Consider the following 21,498-nt stretch of genomic DNA (forward strand, 5'->3'; position numbering starts at 1 on the left):
CTGTTTATCGATTATTCTGCTGTTGCCCCGCGGCCTGGTTGCGTTTTGACGCATCCGGCACCAGACGATAAAACGTTTCGCCCGGGCGGGTCATACTGAGTTCATTGCGTGCGCGCTCTTCGATAGCTTCCTGACCGCCGTTGAGGTCGTCAATTTCGGCGAACAGCTGATCGTTGCGTGCTTTTAATTTAGCGTTAGTTGCCTGCTGCGCGGAGACATCGTCATCAACCCGGCTATAGTCGTGCAGGCCATTTTTGCCGAACCACAGCGAATACTGTAGCCAGACCAGCAAAGCCAATAACAGCAGCGTTAGTTTACCCATCCTGCCCCCTGAAAAACGGCATCATCATCCCATAACTCGCCCGAGTTCTCTACTCTGGCGCGCGGACGACGCCGCGTAACGCGGGGACTGTACCACATTTTTACCGTTGATACCCAGGCTAGATTCATTCGTAAAAAGACTACCCCAGTAGCCAGAGGAACAGCAGACCGAACATCAGTCCGACGGTCAAAATCGTCGCGCAGACGCTGTATTGAAGTTTTCCGTCCATCAGCGAATGCAGCGCGATGCCAACCACGACGGCAACCGGCATTAATGCCAGAAAGAACGGCCAGGTATAGAGGAGGACAAATAGCGTATTACTGCCATAGATCAGGAAGGGAATACCCAGCGCCAGCAGCCATGAAATAAAGCCAACGGCAGCGCCCGACAGAGACCAGGTGGTCTCGTCGCTGACTGTCGGCGGCGGTTCTGAACGAATAATACTGATGTTCTGGGTATTGCGCATATCGAATCCTGTTGACCTGGCGATCGGCATCCTGTGATGATGCCGCTGCCGTTTCAGGATCTGATAATATCGCTCTGTCGTAGCAGGTCTAATAATTGGTGCACCAAATTTGTTACCAATTGTTCACCGTCGAGGTGAATTTCAGCGCGCTCCGGGGATTCATACACTGAATCTATTCCGGTAAAGTTGCGCAGCTCTCCGGCCCGCGCTTTCTTATACAGGCCTTTCGGATCCCGCGCTTCGCAGATCGCCAGCGGCGTATCGACAAAGACTTCGATAAAACGTCCTTCGCCTAAACGCTCGCGTACCATCTGCCGTTCTGCGCGATGCGGAGAGATAAACGCGGTCAATACCACCAGTCCGGCATCCACCATCAGTTTCGCCACTTCACCCACCCGGCGAATGTTTTCTTTGCGGTCGTCGTCGCTGAAGCCAAGATCGCTGCACAGGCCGTGACGCACGTTATCGCCATCCAGCAAATAGGTGCTCACGCCGAGCCGATGCAGCGCCTCTTCCAGCGCGCCGGCAACGGTGGATTTCCCCGAGCCCGAAAGCCCGGTGAACCACAGCACCACGCCGCGATGGCCGTGATGCTGTTCGCGCTGCTCCTGAGTGACAGGATGCGCATGCCAGACAACGTTTTCGTCATGCCGGGCCATTACTTGCCTCCCAGCAGGTCGCGAGCGTCCCAGTGCGGGAAGTGCTTACGAATAAGCTGATTCAGCTCAAGCTCAAACGCGCTGTACTGGGAAGCGCCCGCCTGCGCCTGTTCGTTCGGCTCGCGTACCATGCCCGCGCCAACGGTAACGTTGGTTAAACGGTCAATAAAGATAAGCCCCCCGGTGACCGGGTTATCCTGGTATTTATCCAGCACCAGCGGCTCGTCGAAAGTCAGATCTACCAGTCCGATGCCGTTGAGCGGCAGCGATTCTACTTCGCGCTGGGTCAGATTGTTGATATCAACCTGGTAGCGTACGCCATCCACGCGGGCGCGGGTTTTCTTACCAGCGATTTTAATGTCGTAGCTCTGGCCGGGCGCCAGCGCCTGCTCCGCCATCCATACCACATCAACGCTGGCGCTTTGTACCGCAGGCAGAGAGACCGCCGCGTCCACCAGCAGGTCGCCGCGGCTGATATCAATTTCATCCTTCAGCACGAGCGTGATCGCCTCCCCGGCCGCCGCTTCCGGCAGGTCGCCGTCAAAGGTGACGATGCGCGCCACGGTGGATTCCACCCCCGACGGCAGCACTTTCAGACGCTGTCCTACGCTCACGCGGCCGGCGGCAACCGTCCCGGAAAACCCGCGGAAGTCGAGATTAGGGCGGTTAACGTACTGCACCGGAAAGCGCAGCGGCTGGCTTTCCACCACGCGCTGAATCTCAACGGTTTCCAGCACTTCCAGCAGCGTCGGGCCGCTGTACCACGGCATTTTCTCGCTCTGGCTGGCGACGTTGTCCCCTTCCAGCGCGGAGAGCGGGACAAAGCGAATGTCGAGATCGCCTGGCAGCTGTTCAGCAAAGGTCAGATACGCTTCACGAATAGTGTTAAAAGTCTCTTCGCTAAAATCGACGAGGTCCATTTTGTTCACCGCCACCACCAGGTGTTTGATCCCCAGCAGCGTCGAGATAAAGCTGTGGCGGCGAGTCTGATCGAGCACGCCTTTGCGGGCGTCGATCAGCAGGATCGCCAGGTCGCAGGTGGACGCGCCGGTCGCCATATTACGGGTGTACTGCTCGTGTCCCGGGGTGTCGGCGATAATAAATTTGCGCTTCTCAGTAGAGAAGTAACGGTAGGCGACGTCGATGGTAATCCCCTGCTCGCGCTCAGCCTGCAGACCGTCCACCAGCAGCGCCAGATCGAGTTTTTCGCCCTGCGTGCCGTGACGTTTGCTGTCATTATGCAGCGAGGAGAGCTGATCTTCATAAATCTGGCGGGTATCGTGCAGCAGCCGGCCAATCAGCGTACTTTTACCGTCATCGACGCTGCCGCAGGTCAGAAAGCGCAGCAAGCTTTTGTGCTGCTGGGCGTGCAGGTAGGCTTCTACGCCGCCTTCATTGGCAATTTGTTGTGCAATTGTGGTGTTCATGGCGGCTCCTTAGAAATAACCCTGACGTTTCTTCAGCTCCATGGAGCCTGCCTGGTCGCGGTCAATCACGCGCCCCTGTCGTTCGCTGGTGGTCGACACCAGCATCTCTTCGATAATCTCCGGCAGCGTTTGCGCGTTGGACTCCACCGCGCCGGTCAGCGGCCAGCAGCCGAGGGTGCGAAAGCGTACCATTTGTTTTTTGATCATCTCGCCGGGCTGTAAATTGATGCGATCGTCATCGATCATCATCAGCATCCCGTCGCGCTCCAGCACCGGACGTTCTGCCGCCAGGTACAGCGGAACAATTTCAATATTTTCCAGATAGATGTACTGCCAGATATCCAGCTCGGTCCAGTTGGAGAGCGGGAAGACGCGGATGCTTTCGCCCTTGTTAATCTGGCCGTTATAGTTGTGCCATAGCTCCGGGCGCTGGTTTTTCGGGTCCCAGCGGTGGAAGCGGTCGCGGAAGGAGTAAATACGCTCTTTGGCGCGGGATTTCTCTTCATCGCGACGCGCGCCGCCAAACGCGGCATCGAAGCCGTATTTGTTCAGCGCCTGCTTGAGACCTTCGGTTTTCATGATATCGGTATGCTTGGCGCTGCCGTGAACGAACGGGTTAATCCCCATCGCCACCCCTTCCGGGTTTTTATGCACCAGCAGCTCGCAGCCGTAGGCTTTAGCGGTACGGTCACGGAACTCATACATTTCGCGGAATTTCCAGCCGGTATCGACGTGCAGCAACGGGAACGGCAGGGTGCCCGGATAAAACGCTTTACGCGCCAGATGCAGCATCACGCTGGAGTCTTTACCGATGGAGTACATCATCACCGGGTTAGAGAATTCGGCGGCCACCTCACGAATGATATGGATGCTTTCAGCCTCCAGTTGCCGCAGGTGAGTGAGTCGTTTTTGGTCCATAACCGTTCCTTAAGCCAGATTTACTACAGAAGCCTTAAAGGCCTCTGAGGATGAGGTGTGTTGATACCAGGCGAGCTGTTGATGTAATTGCACCACGTCTCCTACCACGATCAGGGCGGGCATCGGGGCGTCTTTCGCCAGGCTTTCAAGCTGTTGTAATGTGCCGGTCTTCGTTTGCTGATCGGCGCGGGTGCCGCGCGAGATCACCGCTACCGGGGTATCGCCCTCGCGGCCGTTGGCAATCAGCTGCGCGCTGATTTCCGCCGCTTTCAGGCTGCCCATATAAATCGCCAGGGTCTGGCCGCTTTGCGCCAGCCGCGCCCAGTCGAGCGGCGAGTTTTCCGCGCCGAAGTGGCCAGTAATAAAGGTTGCGCTCTGGGCATAATCACGATGCGTCAACGGAATTCCGGCATAGGCCGTTGCGCCCGCCGCCGCCGTCACGCCCGGGACGACCTGAAACGGAATGCCCGCTTCGGCCGCGGCCTGCAGCTCTTCGCCGCCGCGGCCAAAAATAAACGGGTCACCGCCCTTCAGGCGAATCACCGTTTTGCCCTCTTTCGCTGCGTCCACCAGCAGACGGTTGATCTCCTGCTGCGGTACGGATATGCCGGAGGCGCTTTTACCGACGCAGATTGTCTCCGCGTCCCGGCGCACCAGTTCGCGCACCTCCGGGGTGACCAGGTTGTCGTAAAACACCACGTCCGCCTGCTGAAGGGCCTGCAGGCCGCGCAGAGTCAGCAATCCGGCATCGCCCGGCCCTGCTCCGACAAGAATAATTTCACCGGGGCGCTTTTCCGGCTGCCGAAGTTCATCTTCCAGCGCTTTTTCCGCTTCGGCTTTGTTGCCCGCCAGCATCAGGCTGGCAAAACGACCGGTAAACACGCGCTCCCAAAAGCGGCGGCGTTCGGCGGTGGTTTTCAGATGGGTTTTAATATGGTGACGCCAGTAGCTCGCCGTTTCAGCCAGCCGCCCCAGGTTGGTGGGCAGCAGGGCTTCGATTTTTTCGCGCAAAATCCGCGACAGCACCGGCGCTTTGCCGCTGGAAGAGATGGCCACCAGCAGCGGAGAGCGATCGACAATTGATGGAAAGACAAACGAGCACAGCGCTTGATTATCCACGACGTTGACCAGCCGATAACGCGCGTTCGCCGCGACGTAAACGCGTTGGTTCAGCTCGTCATCTTCGGTGGCGGCAATCACCAGAAATACGTCATCAAGCTGCTGCTCTTCAAAAACGGTTGCCCGCCACTGAATTTCCTCGCGCTCGACCTTTTCGGCAAGTTCCGGCATCAACGTTTCGGCGACAATGTGCACCTTCGCTTCAGCGCGCAGCAAAAACGTAATCTTACGCGCGGCTATCTCGCCGCCGCCGATCACCAGCACAGGTCTGTCTTTCACTTCGGCAAATATCGGCAAGTATTCCACTGCGCAACAACTCTCTTACAATCAGCAATAGAGCGACTATAGGGTGCGGTTTAGAGCAAATGAAATTACGAAATGGAATGAGTTGTTACTCAAAAGAATAACGACCTGGGAAAGCAAATATCAAAAAGTGCTTAACACGCGGTTTTTCCACCATTTAAGAGCGATTGAAATTGTTTAACCCCGGTCACAGTTTCATACTACGCGGGTGAAATTGTTTTAAGTGCTAAAGGACCCCCTATGTTTTCCGCATTGTGCCGTCGCCTGCTCCCCCTGGCGTTGGGCGCAGGATTTGTCTTCTCCGCCGCCCCGGCATTCAGCGCCCCGGGCGAAACCGCCAATGCCCAGGCTCGTCATATCGCCACCTTTTTTCCCGGAAGAATGACCGGTACGCCGGCCGAGATGCTATCAGCCGATTACCTCCGCCAGCAGTTCGCCCAGATGGGTTATCAGAGCGATGTGCGCAGCTTCAATACCCGCTACGTCTATACCGATAGCAGTCAGCGTAAAAACTGGCATAACGTCACCGGCAGTACGGTGATCGCCGCTCATGAAGGCCAATCTCGCCAGCAGATCATTATCATGGCGCACCTGGATACCTACGCGCCGCAGAGCGATAAAGATGTTGAAAATAACCTCGGCGGCCTGACCCTACAGGGGATCGACGATAACGCGATGGGGCTGGGCGTCATGCTGGAACTTGCTGAACAGTTAAAGAACGTTCCCACCCGTTACGGTATTCGCTTCGTTGCCACCAGCGGCGAAGAAGAAGGCCGGCTGGGGGCACAGAATCTGCTTAAGCGCATGAGCGATGCGGAAAAGAAAAACACCCTGCTGGTGATTAATCTCGATAATCTGGTCGTGGGCGATAAGCTGTACTTTAATAGCGGCCGCAGCACGCCAGCGTCGGTGCGCAAGCTCACCCGCGACCGGGCGCTGTTTATCGCCCGCAGCCACGGCATCGCGGCCTTCATCAATCCAGGGCTGAACCGGGACTTCCCGAAAGGCACCGGCTGCTGTAACGATGCCAGCGTTTTCGATAACGCCGGGATCCCGGTACTGTCGGTGGAAGCGACCAACTGGTCATTGGGCAAGAAAGACGGTTATCAGCAGCGGGGCAAATCACGCAGCTTTCCGGACGGCACCAGTTGGCACAACCTTCAGTTGGATAACCTGCAGTATATTGATAAAGCGCTGCCGGGGCGGATTGAGCATCGCGGACGCGATGTGATGAAAGTGATGCTGCCGCTGGTGAAAGAGCTGGCGAAGGCGGAGAAGAAGCCCACCTCAAAATAGACTAACGATAAAATCTGGCAACAAGGACTGTCGCCATGATGCGTTTTCGCTTTTTAATACCGTTGTTTCTACTACTGGCTGCCAGCGCGCGGTCCATCGCCGACAACCAGGTTTATATCTGGCAGCGCGTCTGGCACGACGGGTTGGATTTGGGCTCAGAACCCAGCATCGGTAAAACGTCTGTATAAGCGCTATGTTAAAAACGGCGCACTGTTCCCATGAGCCAAAAATTTTGGCAAGTATTGACTGGAACTGGACTTTGCCACACTAAATAATGACGTAAAAAAATAAAGTACAGGATAATAAGAATGGCGGCGCGGGGAACATTCCCTGAATGCGGAGCGCGTATGGGAAAAAACCGGTTAACCCCCGCTGACGCGGGCAACACATTCGCAGACATGTCGAAGCGTCCAGCGGGAGCTGGTTTATCCCCGCTAGCGCGGGGAACACGCTAGTGTCTGATGTCTGACGTCAACGGCAGGCGGTTTATCCCCGCTAGCGCGGGGAACACTTCTTTTTGCTCTGCGGTGAGAAAGTGGATCGCGGTTTATCCCCGCTAGCGCGGGGAACACCGTGCGCGGCGCTTGCCTTCGTCGGTTATAGGCGGTTTATCCCCGCTAGCGCGGGGAACACCATGAACTGTTGCGGGTTAACGCTGGAATCACCGGTTTATCCCCGCTAGCGCGGGGAACACCCAGGCGTGTTTAACAACGCCGCTGGCGGTCGCGGTTTATCCCCGCTAGCGCGGGGAACACATGGCGACCTATATGCTCAGGAAACGGAAGCGCGGTTTATCCCCGCTAGCGCGGGGAACACGAGACTGAGCCAGCGTCGGAAAAAATCAACGGCGGTTTATCCCCGCTAGCGCGGGGAACACACTAACTGCGTGCCGTGAATGATGAGAATGGTCGGTTTATCCCCGCTAGCGCGGGGAACACTAAGCCTGTTCAGTTTTACCCAGGCAAGCACCCGGTTTATCCCCGCTAGCGCGGGGAACACTAACCTCCTAATGGGGTTTTTTCTGAACAAGTCGGTTTATCCCCGCTAGCGCGGGGAACACCGCAATGGCATTTGCTGCGTATGCCTGGCCAACCGGTTTATCCCCGCTAGCGCGGGGAACACTCGGCTTTCCTGGCCACATTTTCATTCGTGGTCGGTTTATCCCCGCTAGCGCGGGGAACACTAACTTTTCGCTGTTCTGCCGCGGTGCGTTGTCGGTTTATCCCCGCTAGCGCGGGGAACACGCTGACCCTGAGGTTGATTTTGGTTCTATGGTCGGTTTATCCCCGCTAGCGCGGGGAACACATTCTGACACTACACGCCTCTGTCCTCAGTGCCGGTTTATCCCCGCTAGCGCGGGGAACACACGACCAGCGCGTCGGCAATCTCGAGCAGTCGCGGTTTATCCCCGCTAGCGCGGGGAACACTCACGATATGCCGGGATAAGCTCGGGGCGATGCGGTTTATCCCCGCTAGCGCGGGGAACACGGCATCACGATCCCGGTTTTGACTTTGATCGGCGGTTTATCCCCGCTAGCGCGGGGAACACCGTGATCAAGCTATGCGCCGCGTTTGCGGTAACGGTTTATCCCCGCTAGCGCGGGGAACACACGGCAGCGCCCCGACCTGGCGCAGGAGTCAACGGTTTATCCCCGCTAGCGCGGGGAACACCTGCGCTGCCTGCTGGCGCGTCTACCGTGCCCCGGTTTATCCCCGCTAGCGCGGGGAACACACGCGCTGACCGGCGCCAGCAATGCGCAGCTGCGGTTTATCCCCGCTAGCGCGGGGAACACTCTAAATATATATATTTGTTTTCTATTACAATTTTCAGAGAGCAACAATTTACCAACTTATGTTCTACAATTCCTTTTTATTAAAGAACTTATAACTTACTGATTTTCAATGGGAAGGAAAGAAACCAATCTCAGGCCGTCCAAATCTACCGGACTACGTCGATTTTCTCCCCAAGTTTGAAACTCAAAACCGGACTCTGTATTCGTCGCCCAGGCCATAACAACATTTCCAGCGCCGCCTAATTGCGTAATCTGTTGCCAAATCATCTCCCGCACACGTTTTGAAACATCGCCGACGTAGACGCCAGCCCTAATCTCTAACAACCATATGGCAAGCCGTCCTCGCAGGCGCGGCGGCACGTTTTCCGTAACAACAACTACCATACTCATCAGCCATGCCCCCGATGCCCGCCGTCGCCGAGTCGCTGTGGCTCTGGTATCGCCGGCGGCAACATATCTGGCGCTGGCTTAGGCGGCTCAATCTCACCAGCAGCTAGCACGTCCTCAATCAAAGGAATGAGTTTTCCAGTCAGCTTAGTACTACGGAAAATATCACGGCAGGCCAGTCTAACTTCTCGATCGGGTTCAGCCGGTGCGCGAGCGGCAATTTCAAATGCCTTAGGAACGACGGCTTCAAATTTGATGATGTCCGCGATGTCATAAACAAATGAAAGAGGTTTGCCGCTATGTATAAAACCAATCGCAGGCGCGTAGCCAGCCGCCAGCACCGCTGCTTCTGATATTCCGTAAAGACAAGAAGTCGCCGCGCTGATGCACCGGTTAACTACATCACCCTTTTCCCAGTCTTTAGGATCATAATTACGCCCATGCCACTTCACGCCGTACTGTTTAGCCAATAACAAGTAAGTCTGACGGACGCGGGCCCCTTCAATACCGCGCAGTTGCTCAACAGAACGTCGCGCTGGAGGGGGTTCCCGAAACCGCAGCTCATACATTTTTCTCACTACTTTCAGACGTAAATCATCATCCAACGCTAGCTTCGCCTGATAAAGAAGTTTATCAGCACGCGCCCCGCCGGGCTGGCCGGAAGAGTAAACGCGTACTCCCGCTTCCCCCACCCATACCAGTAACGTACCAACCGTCGATGCCAGGCGTACCGCCGCATGAGAAACCCGCGTTCCCGGTTCCAGCATTATGCAAGCTACAGACCCAACCGGAATATGAGTACGTATCCCCGTCTTATCGATCAACACAAACGCGCCATCGAGTACGTCTACCTGGCCATACTGGAGAAAAATCATCGACGTACGGTCTTTCAATGGGATTGGGCTTAGCGGAACAAATGTCACTCGTCATCTCCGGGTTTAATCAACATTAACCCACAGCCAAACGCCCGGCTTTTCCCGTATCCCTGAATCAAACGTTGCAGGAATAACGTGGGTTCGTTAACCACCAGCACGCCGGAGTAATCCACGCTACTGAACTGGATCATCTGGCGCGATTTCACCCGCACAACCTGCTGTTGCCGATAGGCATCAACATTCACTTCACGCAGTGAAAACCCATTTTGCTCCCCCTGACGCGCCAGCCAGCCCTGCGCCGCCTGCTGCTGATGCAGCCACATATCCGGGCCATTAACCTGCCCCCTTACCTGGCGCTTCGCCTCCATCAATAGATCGTGACGTTTACCGCCTTTACAAATCGTTGGGTTAGCACGCAGGCTAAAACACAGGGTCTGTCCTGCGATCAACGTTGGTGCAAATGGTCGATACTGAATATCAAAAATCTCACTTTCAGCGGGAGGCTCAAGGGAAAGAACAAAGAAACGAAACGCCCCCTGAAGCTCCTCCCGGCGATAAAGAAACTGCCGCTCCGGCCCTTCTGGAAATAACTCCCAGAGCCACTGGTGCATCGCATATTCACCGCGATCCACCAGTTGTAATAGCTGTGATGGTAATAGCTGGCTGGTATGCAGCGTTATTTTTGCAAGGTACACGGTTCCTCCTTGATGAGCAGCGGCCCTTGATTAACGGTACGCTCGCCAAACGTCCAGTGCTTGCGGCTCATCGGGCTGTCACGACGACGTAAGACTTTATTAGCATTCAGACCGACATGCTCGCCTTCCCACCAGCACTCAGGTTGCAGTTCTGCTAGTCGGATATTTATCTTGTTGAACTTCTCCCGATACTGTCGATACGCCTCGTTCAACACATCCGGTGCGGCACCCTCCAGCAACAACGGCGCAAGTGGCAAAGCCAGCGGGTGACTTTTTCGCCCCAGATACAGAGGAAAAACAGGGTGCTGTAATGCATCCCGCAGTTGTTCCAGCGAATAAGGCGCATCCGTCGTTTGCGTAAGCGCCACCATCCACCAGGCATCAGTGTAATAGTCCCGCCGCGAGATCAGCGCGCTGAGCAGTTCTGGATCGCTCAACTCTTCACGACGACAGAAATAACGGGCTTTACGCACTTCTTTCGGCATCTGGACCGTGTGATAGTCTCGCGCCCAGCGCGGTTCCTGACTGGCGCACAGCAGAAAAGAGTAATGCTGATTGAACGCGTTCAAGCGAGCTTCTTCATCGCGCCGGATACCCAGTGCTGCTGCCAGGAAACCTAGCAGTGCCGAACGCGAGGGTAGCTCGTGGCTATGGCGCACTTCGCCGGGCGCATCAACGCCCCAGGAGGCCATCGGCCCATGTAGCTGAAAAACCAAATATTGGCTCATAGCCGCCCCTTACGCGCAGATAAAGTCCAGTACGTCTTTGATACTTCCCTTCTTTTTCATAACGTCAAAATCGACACATGATGTCTGCTGTTCGTAAACGGTATTCATATTTTCACGCAGTTCAGTAATGCGTTTTACCGCAGCATCCAGCTGATTGGTGCCGTTGATCGGATTGTAAAATGCCGCGGCCAGCGAACGCGGTTGATCGGTGCCTTTTTCCGCCAGCGCCCAGGACGCATAGGCGCGGCTGGCGAAGCTGTTTTGCTTACCGGTTGGCGAGACTTTCAGCGCTGCCTCAGTAAAGGCACGTAGCGTTTTGTTCACCAGTTCCTCATTACCGTTCAGATTTTTCACCAGCAGATCTTTGTCGATGCAGATATAGGTATAAAACAGCGCCGAGCCAAATCCGGCTTCACCGAGGTGTCCGGCACCGGCATCCTCTAGCGAAGTCTTCCGGAGATCATCAACAGCGGTAAAGAAGTCATCTTCCACAATCGTTTCACTAACGCCGAAGGCGTGCGCAACCTGGCAGGCAGCTTCAACATTGAATTCCGGTTTATTGGCCAGCATGCGGCCAAACATGGCAATATCGACAGCCATACGATCGTGACGCAATAAATCCAGCTCGTCTTCGTTTGGCGCACGCTTTACTTCCGCCAGACGGTGCGTCAGGGCCATGACCGCATCAAACTCAGCCGGACTGATATGCACCAGTTGTTCGGTCTCGGTGTTGGTCAGCGGATCTTTTGCTTTTTTATCTGCTTTTGCCTTACCTAAGTAATCCGCAATTTTTGCCGCCCACTCGATGGTCTTTTTGTCATCAATACCTTTTTCAATAAGGATCTTCGCCGCTTCACGAGCAATACGTCCGCTACGGATACCGATATTTCCGGACAGCGCCTGTTCAAAAAGTTCGGAGGTCCGCCATGCGCGCTTCAGGCTTTGCGAAGAAACGCGCAGACGCGTCGCACCGCCAAGCACCACAGTTTTCGGTGAACCGGTGTCGTCGCGGTTCAGGTTGGCGGCTGGATAAGCGGTGAGTAAATGCAGCTGAATAAATGTGGTCATCTGATAGTCCCTTACTAATCGTCGTTGTTAGCTTCACCGGCCTGGTAATATTCCAGCGCCCAGCGGATACGGATAAATTCAGTCGGCCGCTGCTGGCGGCGGGTATGATTAAGCAGTTCGTCGTATTCACGACACCAGTGGAAGACATCGTCCGCCAGTGAGGGAAAGTTCACCGCGCCGTTAAGCAGCCGAACGGCACGGAGTAGCTGACGTAGTAGCTCATCAGGCGTTTTTACCGCAGACAGCCGGGAAAAACGCAGTTCGGACATGACCTGGTTATTGCCCGTCGTCTGGCCTAGCTGCGTGGCAAATTTCTGCCGTTCATCGATAGATTTAACGTGTGCGGCCAGCGACGCGGTTATCGCCAGCGCGGTAAAACGCCACTGTTGCCCTTCGACTTTCCATAACGTGTGAGTCTGCATCAGCAATGAACGAAATCCTTCCGACAGGCAGGCTTCATTGACCGTTTTGCTGCGCCGCAGGCTGGCACGCAGGCCGCGTTTTTCCTGTAAATCTTTGTGCCATCTGCGCAGCGTGGCCCTATGGTCGTCCTTCACAATACTCATTCAGCAGCCTCCTGCTTTTTCGCTTTGGCGGCTTTCGCGCTCTGCTTCTCCGCCGATTTGGTGAAATATTTTTTACGCGCCAGCATGATGCGTTTGAGATCGACGCCCTCATAAGGGTTGGTAAAAACATGGTCATCAAAGTAGCTGCGGGTAAACAGCCAGATATTCGTTTGCCACCGGTTCAGCCTTTCGTCTGCGTTCAGGCCGTTTTCAAGATCGCGAATAAGCTCAAGAAAGCGTTCCTGCGACAGATGCCAGAAGTCGATATCAATAAAGCTGAAGTCGCCGCGCGCGCCCTTGGCATCGGAATACCAGGCCTCTTTTAACGCGCTGCGCAGCAGGCTAAGGTTGCGCGATGCCGTTAGTGCCGCCGTGCGTAGTTCGGGGATAATATTTTCGGTTAATAGCAATGGGAAGTGATGTTCATACCAGCAGCGGGCTTTCATCTTTTCGAAATCGTAACCAAAACCCCACAGCCCAATCTTTACATCCTTCAGGCTACGCGCACCGGTTGTTTTGACGATCAGCGCCGGATATTCGGTGTTATTTTCCGAATCCTCTTCTTGATTCAACCCCAGCCAGTCGCGCCAGATAAGCCCGCCGGGCGGCGGTTTGACTGAAATGAAGCCACTACCCTCTTTACGGGGAAGACGGTAGGGTGTTAACGGGTGTCTCCAACCCACATAATTAACACCGTAGTTCTTCATGATCATCCAGCTAAGTAATTCATCGCTTTGCGTTTCACAGAGATCGCAGCGACCTGAATGGGTAGTATTAAAATCGAGGCGAATACGCCGCGGCATTCCCCAATAGGCTTGGAGAACATTCACTTGTTCTGGCGTCGTGTTTACACCTGTTGAAGGTTCACTAGAACGAGTGTTGGTCAGCCAAGGAAAAATAGCACCGTCATAATGGGCGGGCAGATACATCCCAGCAGTATCCTGTGGCATAACGTTCACCCATAATTTCCGCCACAGAGATGTTTGCCGGTTCTCCTGATACTCCAGTAACTCGATCAACGTAGTCATAGGACCACCGTCACGCAATCCAGTGCGATGTCCTTGGCCACCTGATGGAGCATTAAGCTGTAACGAGAATAACGCCAGCGCCGCGCAGTGCGGACAAAATCGCTCCGTGATGCCGCGCTTAACAAAGTGGTCTTTATTAAGTTTAATGGTTTGTGCGCCTGGGGTTTCCGGCAACAATGACGCAATAGAGACTTTTTCTCCGGTTAATGCTTCGAAATCCTGCATAAAAGAGGGCGTATCAGCGCCAAACTGGAACGCAGGCTCCAGCGGTTCCAGCGCTCGCTGAAGCACATCTGCGCTTAGCCCTTCGAACCAGACATCTTCCCAGCGAGAATGATTTTTCGGCGCCATGCTGCACTGCAATAAACCCAGCAGAAATTGCCAGGCCGCGCCCTGTAAATCCGCCCGCGCGGCGGCGATATCCACCACGTTTTCATCCGCCAGATTAACCGGCGCCAGCTTGCCCGTAGAACCGTCTTTTAAACGTACGGGGAGCCAGGGGGTAGTCAAAAGTGAGAAACTATCCATGCGAGTATCTGCTATACCTCCATCTTTCCAATCAACCCTTCATGCGCTGAATAGCCGCACGTTTCCAGATCCGATACTACAATTACTAAGGCAAACTCCTGATTCTGATGCTGCTCCGCGCACCACTGCTGGAGTCGCTTACCGTCAAGCAGAACGAAATCTCCACGGTGCTTATCCCACCAGCCCTGACGTACCCGCAGCGCACTCATTTCCCAGGCGTGCTCTCCTGGGGCATAAGGCATAACTGCTCCATCGACAATTTTCGCCAACCACAATGAAACCGACTCTTCGGCCAGACGCGTCGAAAGTTTCTCTGGCAGATAATCACTGCATTCAGGGCTGTAGCCCGGCGCAAAGTTGATAATGTTTTGCTTAGCAAATGCCCGGTCACAGTAGAATTTCCCCTCCTGCAACTGCTCCGTCTTCACGAACCCCGGTGGCATATCAACTTCTTCGCCATAGACAGACTCAATCAGCAATCGGGCTGACTGCGGCATTCGAATTTCCCCTTGTTCGCGCAGCACACGCTGGGTTAGCCACAGGCGCCCATGATCGGGGTAGACGTAGGCGCTGTTGCGCATAGCGTTTGAGAACCAATCCTCTTGCGGTTCGTCATCCCATTCTGGGGCGAAGATCAGCAGCTCTGGCGGGTTACGTTCGTCTCTTCCAGAAGCTTTCAATAAGCCATTACGATCGCGGATATGGCGCTGTAAACGACCGGCTCGCTGAATCAACAAATCCACTGGCGCTAAATCAGAGATCATTTCATCGACATCGATATCCAGACTTTGCTCAATGACCTGTGTGGCAATCAGAACCTGTCCGCAACGCTTCGCAACACCTTGTTTACCAAACTGCGCCAGCGCCCGGTTTTCAATGCGCTGACGATCGTAAAAGGCGAAACGGCTATGGAATAACAAGAGGCTTTCGGAAGGTACAACGCCTCGGGTTAGAAGCTGGCGATAAATACGAATTGCGTCATCAACGGAGTTGCGTATCCATGCAATACATTTTCCCTGGCCTATCGCTTGCTCAATGCGTTCAAGACACTCCTGTTCGCCGTGCGTCCAGTTAACTTTGACGCTGCGCTCAACTTCTTTACGGGTCTCCACATATTGAGAAACCACCTTCGAACCGGTCACCTGCGTGAGCCAGGGATAATCGTCATGGCCTAATAACGGTGCTTCTACCCGCCCCTGTGCGCCCTTAGCAAAAGCAGCAACCAGCCTGTCCCGTTGCTGCTGTGATAGCGTGGCGGAAAGCAGAATCGTGGTATTGCCATCGCTTGCCTGCTTCTCAACCAGGCACTCAAGGATCCGCGACATGTAGCTGTCATAGGCGTGAATTTCATCCGCCAACAGAATTTTATGGCTCAGCCCCAGCATCCGTAAATTACTGTGTTTAAACGGCATCACCGCCATCATTGCCTGATCAAGCGTACCAACGCCCACTTCAGCTAACAGCGCTTTTTTATTACTGTCGGCAAACCAGGCGGCACACCCCTGGCTGGAAGGCAGAAGATCGTCAGGCTCTTCTGAACCTGATAAATCTCCCGACCAGAGAGACTGCGTGAAACGATCCATTAATCCACGCGCGCTATGAGCCAGGACAAGACTTGGCCGAGAACCCGGTTGATACAGCCCCAGCCAGCTCTCCAACATACGATCGAACATGGCATTCGCCGTCGCCATCGTCGGCAGACCAAAATAGAGCCCCTGCGCCTTTCCAGTAGCCATCAGACGATGCGTCAAAATCAACGCGGCCTCCGTTTTTCCAGCGCCAGTCACATCTTCAAGAATAAATAATTGTGGACCTTCTTTATCAATATCCAGTTCAAGCGCTTTTTTCTGCAAAGGTGTTGGCTGTTGAATAAAAGGGAATAACGCTTTTATTCCGGAAAAAGGGGCAACGCCAGAGGAAGGAGGGAAAACGGTTATAGCTACTTTCGCTTTAACCAGCGCATGCTGCTGCCAGTATTCCTCGACGCCCATTGGTTTAGCGATTCGAGGGAAATACCGGATTGAAGAACCGACCCAGTCAGCCAGTACTATCGCAGCGGAAATAAACCATGAGAGATGTTTAAAAAGCGTAATACCGTCATCATCATCCCAAAAATCAGGAACCTCAATCAGTGGAAATAATGATTTAACCCTGATAAGAAAATCACGAGCCGCTTCTTTATCCTGCTGACGAAAATTTTTTAGTTCTGTTACTGAAGAAGGCGGTCGACCATGATGGCCTGTCGTAAGGGGCATCCAAAGCGCAATGGCGCGCTTTAACTTACGGGCAGAAAGAGAGGATTCAGGAAAAAGTTCAGAGCACTCGCTTAAAAAAGCATTCCAGAGCCAATATCCCAGAGTCGCATGCGGGATGGCTTCATAATGTTTTATATATTCGTCCTGCGCATTTAACTCTTCATGACGATAAAGCTGCTGAAAAGAGTGGGCAAACTTTCCAATATCATGCCAGCATAATAGCCATGCAAAAAATTGTGCCGCCTGTTCTCTATGATGAAGCCCCAGTTTATTAAGATAATCATTAATACTATGGATATTATCCTGCACCATCCAATAACCTACAGCGGCAACATCCAGAGAATGCCAACATAGCAAGTGATAATCATCACCGCCATCATCATCTCCGCGCAGGGATTTCCCCCAATAATTGAACATTCTCTATATTATTCCATTTAGCAGGCATATTTATTCAAGTATTATCACACTGCCAAATAAGAGATGTGATTTACATCAAAAATATTTTATCTTTGCGATGGAATTGATAATAATATCAATTATTAATAATTATAAAGACATCAATAATTAACAATTCAGGAAAAAATCCCGGCAGCGCCGGGACTCATCTCAACCTTCGTGCAGTCCGCACTCTCTTTTCAGGCCAAAGAAGCGCGTTTCTTCCTCCGCCATCCCCGGCTCCCATTTACGGGTGGTGTGGGTATCCCCTACCGACAAATAGCCCTGATCCCACAGCGGGTGATACTTCAGGCCGTGCTTTTGCAGATACTGATAGACGGTACGATTATCCCAGTCGATGATCGGCAGCACCTTAAACACGCCGCGCTGGATCGCCAGCACCGGTAAGTGGGCGCGGCTGCCGGACTGCTCGCGGCGCAGTCCCGCAAACCAGGTTTGCGCGTTCAGCTCCTGCAGCGCCCGGTTCATCGGCTCGACCTTGTTGATGTCATTATATTTTTCAATGCCCTCAACGCCCTGCTCCCACAGCTTACCGTAGCGCGCCTCCTGCCATGCAGCGCTCTCCTTCGCCCGATAGACCTTCAGGTTCAGATTGAGTTTGTCCGTTAACTCGTCGATAAACTGGTAGGTTTCCGGGAACAGATAGCCGGTATCGGTCAGGATGACCGGAATATCCGGGCGCACCTGATTGACCAGATGCAGGCTCACCGCCGCCTGGATACCAAAGCTCGAAGAGAGCACGTATTCGCCCGGCAGGTTTTCCAGCGCCCACGCGACGCGCGCTTCCGCGCTCAGCTTTTCCAACTGGCTATTGGTTTCCGCCAGCTGCAAAACACGATCGACCTTCGGTAATGCGTTCAGCGCGTTTAGATCGAGTATGGACATAAGGACCTCGTTTGTCTGTTTCGCCGGGCGGTACTGCGTTTGCCCGGCCTACAAAACCCACAGCCCCGGTAAGCGAAACGCCACCGGGCAGCTGGATGTTTATTCCCAGAAATCACGGGCTGGGTCGAGCACCGGGCGAATGATGCCCGCACGCACCGTAAAGTCGCCGAAGCCTTCACCCGCTTCGCGCTCTTTCGCCCAGCGCCCTACCAGTTCGTCGATCGAGTCGAGGATTTCCGACTCGGTAATATTTTCCCGATACATACGCGGAATACGCGTCCCGCTGCGGTTGCCGCCCAGGTGCAGGTTGTAGCGGCCCGGCGCCTTACCGACCAGCCCCACTTCCGCCAACATCGCCCGGCCGCAGCCGTTCGGGCAGCCGGTGACGCGGGTGACGATATGCTCGTCGCCAACGCCATGTTTGCTCATCACCGCCTCGACTTTATCGGTAAACGACGGCAGGAAACGCTCGGCCTCCGCCATCGCCAACGGACAGGTCGGGAACGACACGCAGGCCATCGAGTTTTCGCGCTGCGGCGTAACGGCGTTCATCAGACCATGATCGCGCGCCAGCTTCTCGATCTTCGCCTTCTGATCTTCCGGTACGCTGGCAACGATCAGGTTCTGATTCGCCGTAATGCGGAATTCGCCTTTGTGGATCTTCGCGATCTTCAGCAGGCCGGTTTTCAGCGGACGCCCCGGATAATCAAGAATACGACCATTTTCAATAAACAGCGTCAGGTGCCAGTTATTGTCGATACCCTTCACCCAGCCGATACGATCGCCGCGGCCGGTGAACTCGTACGGACGGATCGGCTCAAACTTGATGCCCGCCCGACGCTCCACTTCCGCCTTAAAGGTCTCAACCCCTACGCGTTCGAGGGTGTATTTGGTTTTCGCGTTTTTACGATCGGTACGGTTACCCCAGTCACGCTGGGTCGTCACCACCGCTTCTGCCACCGCCAGGGTGTGCTCCACCGGCAGATAGCCAAACTCGCTCGCCGTACGGGCGTAGGTTTTCTTATTGCCGTGCTCAATCGATAAACCGCCGCCAACCAGCAGGTTAAAGCCCACCAGCTTGCCGTTTTCAGCGATGGCCACGAAGTTCATATCGTTCGCGTGCAGATCGATATCGTTCTGCGGCGGGATCACCACGGTGGTTTTGAACTTACGCGGCAGGTAGGTCTGGCCGAGGATCGGTTCTTCATCAGTGGTGGCGACTTTCTTCTGATCCAGCCAAATTTCGGCATAAGCGCGCGTGCGCGGCAGCAGGTGCTCGGAGATCTTCTTCGCCCATTCGTAGGCTTCAGCATGCAGCTGAGACTCGTACGGGTTAGAAGTACACAGCACGTTACGGTTCATATCGTTGGCGGTCGCCAGCGCGTCCAGCCCCACCGAATGCAGCATCTGGTGCACCGGCTTGACGTTCTTCTTCAGAATGCCGTGGAACTGGAAGGTCTGACGGTTGGTCAGACGGATGCTGCCGTAAATGGTGTTATCGCCGGCGAATTTATCGATCGCCTGCCACTGTTTAGTGGTGATCACCCCGCCCGGCAGGCGGCAGCGCAGCAGCATCGCGTGACGCGGCTCCAGCTTCTGCGCCGCGCGCTCGGCGCGGATATCGCGGTCATCCTGCTGATACATACCGTGGAAACGGATCAGCAGAAAGTTATCGCCTTTAAAACCGCCGGTCAGGCCGTCGTTCAAATCTTCCGCAATGGTGCCGCGCAGGTAGTTGCTTTCGAGCTTCATGCGCTCGGCGTCAGTCAGTTTACCTTCGACCACCAGCGGGCCTGGATGTTTTTCGCTCATTAGTAGACATCTCGCTGATAACGGCGCTCAACGCGCAGCTCACTTAAAAATTCGTCCGCCGCTTCGGCGTCCATCGCGCCGTATTCGGCAATCACTTCCAGTAGGGTCTGCTCAACGTCTTTTGCCATACGATTGGCATCGCCGCAGACATAAATATGGGCGCCGTCGTTAATCCAGCGCCACAGTTCGGCCCCCTGCTCGCGCAGCTTGTCCTGAACGTAGACTTTTTGTTGTTGATCGCGGGACCAGGCCAGGTCGATGCGGCTCAGCACGCCTTCTTTGACGTAGCTCTGCCACTCCACCTGATAGAGGAAATCTTCGGTAAAGTGCGGGTTGCCGAAGAACAGCCAGTTCTTGCCTTCCGCGCCTTCCGCCGCGCGCTGCTGCATAAAGGCGCGGAACGGCGCGATGCCGGTGCCGGGGCCAATCATGATAACCGGCGTCTGAGGGTTAGCGGGCAGACGGAAGTTATCGTTATGCTCGATAAAGATGCGCACTTCGCCATCTTCTTCGACGCGGTCAGCCAGGAAGCTGGAGGCGCCGCCGGCGCGGGCGCGGCCTTCGATGTCATAACGCACCACGCCAACGGTGACGTGGACTTCGCTTTCCACTTCCGCCTGCGAAGAGGCGATAGAGTACAGGCGCGGCGTCAGCGGACGCAGCAGGTCGACCAGCGCCTGAGCATCCATCTGCGCCGGGGAGAAACGCACCATATCGACAATCGGCGTGGTCGCGGCGTAATGCTGGAGCTGCGCCTTATCGCCCACCAGCGGCAGCAGAGACTCGCTGCGGGTTAAGGTGGCGTAGTTCTCCACGATGTTGCCGGTGTTAACCGTCAGCTCGAAGTGCCACTCCAGCGCTTCGGCGAGCGGCAGCGTTTTGCCGTCAACCGTGACCGGTTCCGCGCCCGTCAGCCACAGCAGCTCCACCAGCTCTTTCACCAGAGCCGGATCGTTCTGGTACCAGACGCCCAGCGCATCGCCCGGCTGATAGCGCAGGCCAGAGTCGCCGAGGTCGATTTCAATATGGCGCACGTCTTTTTCAGAATCGCGGCCAGTGATTTTTTGATTCACCGCCAGCGTCGCGGTCAGCGGCGCTTCTTTGCTATAGGGGCTGGTGTGGATCTCGTTCACCGACCCGCTGGCGAGCAGCTGAGACGGCGCAGCGGCAGGCGCGCGCGCTTTCAGTACCTCAACCACCCGAGCGCGCCATTCGGCGGCGGCGGCCTGATACTCGACATCCGCGTCAACGCGGTCGAGCAGGCGTTCGCCGCCCAGTTCGGCCAGCTTGTTGTCAAAATCTTTGCCGGACTGGCAGAAGAATTCATAGGAGGTATCGCCGAGGCCAAACACGGCAAATGCGGTATCGGTCAGCTTCGGCGCTTTCTTCGAAAACAGGAACTTATGCAGCGCAACGGCTTCTTCCGGCGGCTCACCTTCGCCCTGCGTCGACGTCACCACGACCAGCAGCTTTTCGGAGGCAATTTGTTTGAATTTATAGTCGCCTGCGTTAACCAGCTTCACGTTCAGCTGCGCGGCCTGCAGATCGTCGCGCAGCGCTTCAGCCACGCGGCGGGCGTTGCCGGTTTGCGATGCCGAAATCAGGGTGATGGACGGAACTTCCGCCGCCTGGGCTGGCGCGACAGCCGCCGCGCCGGGCTGCTGATTCAGCGCGCCCCAGAAGTAACCAGAAACCCAGGCCAGCTGGGTGGGCGTGAAGTCGGTCGTGGCCGCCTGAAGGCGCGCCATTTGCTCCGGACTCAGCGGTAGCAAATTGGAAGGTGGGGCCTGTGTCGTCATGCGTCGTTATGTTCCAGTAAGCAAAGCTGTGATTCACGCCCTGTCAGCGCGATAAAACAGAAGAAAATGTATTTACTCTAAATAATTCGAGTTGCAGGCTGGCGGCGACACAG

At 55.1% G+C, this 21,498-nt stretch carries 18 protein-coding genes and 1 CRISPR repeat array; of the genes, 1 reads left to right on the forward strand and 17 read right to left on the reverse strand.

Annotated features, from left to right (window positions below):
- Positions 1-4: 4 nt before the first annotated feature.
- From ftsB to cysG, 6 genes are all read right to left on the reverse strand, one after another.
- Entirely contained in the window at positions 5-322 is a 318-nt protein-coding gene (gene ftsB / locus BWI76_RS22680; protein WP_004124270.1) for a cell division protein FtsB, read from the reverse strand.
- A 139-nt stretch (positions 323-461) separates the two neighbouring features.
- Entirely contained in the window at positions 462-788 is a 327-nt protein-coding gene (locus tag BWI76_RS22685; RefSeq protein WP_004137329.1) for a DUF3561 family protein, read from the reverse strand.
- Between the two features lie 53 nt (positions 789-841).
- Positions 842-1,447, reverse strand: coding sequence for an adenylyl-sulfate kinase (cysC, locus tag BWI76_RS22690; protein ID WP_004124289.1), 606 nt, complete (start codon positions 1,445-1,447; stop codon positions 842-844).
- Positions 1,447-2,874: a sulfate adenylyltransferase subunit CysN gene (gene cysN, locus BWI76_RS22695; RefSeq protein ID WP_004137327.1), complete on the reverse strand. Its 1,428-nt coding sequence runs from the start codon at positions 2,872-2,874 to the stop codon at positions 1,447-1,449. Before cysN ends, cysC begins: the two co-directional genes overlap by 1 nt.
- Before the next feature lie 9 nt (positions 2,875-2,883).
- The gene (gene cysD, locus BWI76_RS22700; RefSeq protein ID WP_004104981.1) at positions 2,884-3,792 is read right to left on the reverse strand and encodes a sulfate adenylyltransferase subunit CysD; all 909 of its coding nucleotides are present in this window, start codon (positions 3,790-3,792) and stop codon (positions 2,884-2,886) included.
- Positions 3,793-3,801: 9 nt separating this feature from the next.
- Complete coding sequence (gene cysG, locus BWI76_RS22705) at positions 3,802-5,208, reverse strand: siroheme synthase CysG (protein WP_162685338.1); 1,407 nt, start codon at positions 5,206-5,208, stop codon at positions 3,802-3,804.
- Positions 5,209-5,454: 246 nt separating this feature from the next.
- Here cysG and BWI76_RS22710 point away from each other — a divergent pair, with 246 nt between their 5' ends.
- The gene (locus BWI76_RS22710; protein WP_004137323.1) at positions 5,455-6,510 is read left to right on the forward strand and encodes an aminopeptidase; all 1,056 of its coding nucleotides are present in this window, start codon (positions 5,455-5,457) and stop codon (positions 6,508-6,510) included.
- 359 nt (positions 6,511-6,869) lie between these two features.
- A CRISPR array of direct repeats spans positions 6,870-8,303; the repeat unit is 29 nt; unit sequence CGGTTTATCCCCGCTAGCGCGGGGAACAC.
- 96 nt (positions 8,304-8,399) lie between these two features.
- Here the strand turns inward: BWI76_RS22710 and cas2e are convergent.
- From cas2e to cysJ, 11 genes are all read right to left on the reverse strand, one after another.
- Positions 8,400-8,693, reverse strand: a complete 294-nt coding sequence (cas2e, locus tag BWI76_RS22715; protein ID WP_004137319.1) for a type I-E CRISPR-associated endoribonuclease Cas2e — start codon at positions 8,691-8,693, stop codon at positions 8,400-8,402.
- Complete coding sequence (cas1e, locus tag BWI76_RS22720; protein WP_004137317.1) at positions 8,693-9,613, reverse strand: type I-E CRISPR-associated endonuclease Cas1e; 921 nt, start codon at positions 9,611-9,613, stop codon at positions 8,693-8,695. The genes cas2e and cas1e overlap by 1 nt, the downstream gene beginning before the upstream one ends.
- Positions 9,610-10,260, reverse strand: coding sequence for a type I-E CRISPR-associated protein Cas6/Cse3/CasE (cas6e, locus tag BWI76_RS22725; RefSeq protein WP_004137315.1), 651 nt, complete (start codon positions 10,258-10,260; stop codon positions 9,610-9,612). The genes cas1e and cas6e overlap by 4 nt, the downstream gene beginning before the upstream one ends.
- The gene (cas5e, locus tag BWI76_RS22730; RefSeq protein ID WP_004137313.1) at positions 10,242-10,988 is read right to left on the reverse strand and encodes a type I-E CRISPR-associated protein Cas5/CasD; all 747 of its coding nucleotides are present in this window, start codon (positions 10,986-10,988) and stop codon (positions 10,242-10,244) included. The genes cas6e and cas5e overlap by 19 nt, the downstream gene beginning before the upstream one ends.
- Positions 10,989-10,997: 9 nt before the next feature.
- Complete coding sequence (cas7e, locus tag BWI76_RS22735; RefSeq protein ID WP_004137311.1) at positions 10,998-12,056, reverse strand: type I-E CRISPR-associated protein Cas7/Cse4/CasC; 1,059 nt, start codon at positions 12,054-12,056, stop codon at positions 10,998-11,000.
- Between the two features lie 14 nt (positions 12,057-12,070).
- Entirely contained in the window at positions 12,071-12,622 is a 552-nt protein-coding gene (casB, locus tag BWI76_RS22740; RefSeq protein ID WP_004137309.1) for a type I-E CRISPR-associated protein Cse2/CasB, read from the reverse strand.
- Positions 12,619-14,178: a type I-E CRISPR-associated protein Cse1/CasA gene (gene casA, locus BWI76_RS22745; RefSeq protein WP_004137307.1), complete on the reverse strand. Its 1,560-nt coding sequence runs from the start codon at positions 14,176-14,178 to the stop codon at positions 12,619-12,621. The genes casB and casA overlap by 4 nt, the downstream gene beginning before the upstream one ends.
- Before the next feature lie 11 nt (positions 14,179-14,189).
- Positions 14,190-16,850 carry a CRISPR-associated helicase/endonuclease Cas3 gene (locus BWI76_RS22750; protein ID WP_064371631.1) on the reverse strand — a complete coding sequence of 887 codons (2,661 nt, stop codon included), beginning with the start codon at positions 16,848-16,850 and terminating at the stop codon, positions 14,190-14,192.
- Positions 16,851-17,039: 189 nt separating this feature from the next.
- A complete protein-coding gene (cysH, locus tag BWI76_RS22755; protein WP_024358494.1) occupies positions 17,040-17,774 on the reverse strand; it encodes a phosphoadenosine phosphosulfate reductase in 735 nt (244 codons plus the stop codon).
- 99 nt (positions 17,775-17,873) lie between these two features.
- Positions 17,874-19,586 (reverse strand): assimilatory sulfite reductase (NADPH) hemoprotein subunit, encoded by a 1,713-nt coding sequence (gene cysI / locus BWI76_RS22760; RefSeq protein ID WP_004137301.1) that lies wholly within the window; start codon positions 19,584-19,586, stop codon positions 17,874-17,876.
- Positions 19,586-21,385 carry an NADPH-dependent assimilatory sulfite reductase flavoprotein subunit gene (gene cysJ / locus BWI76_RS22765; protein WP_004137299.1) on the reverse strand — a complete coding sequence of 600 codons (1,800 nt, stop codon included), beginning with the start codon at positions 21,383-21,385 and terminating at the stop codon, positions 19,586-19,588. Before cysJ ends, cysI begins: the two co-directional genes overlap by 1 nt.
- Between the last annotated feature and the right edge of the window lie 113 nt (positions 21,386-21,498).

This window comes from Klebsiella sp. M5al, assembly GCF_002090195.1.
Lineage (GTDB): Bacteria > Pseudomonadota > Gammaproteobacteria > Enterobacterales > Enterobacteriaceae > Klebsiella > Klebsiella grimontii.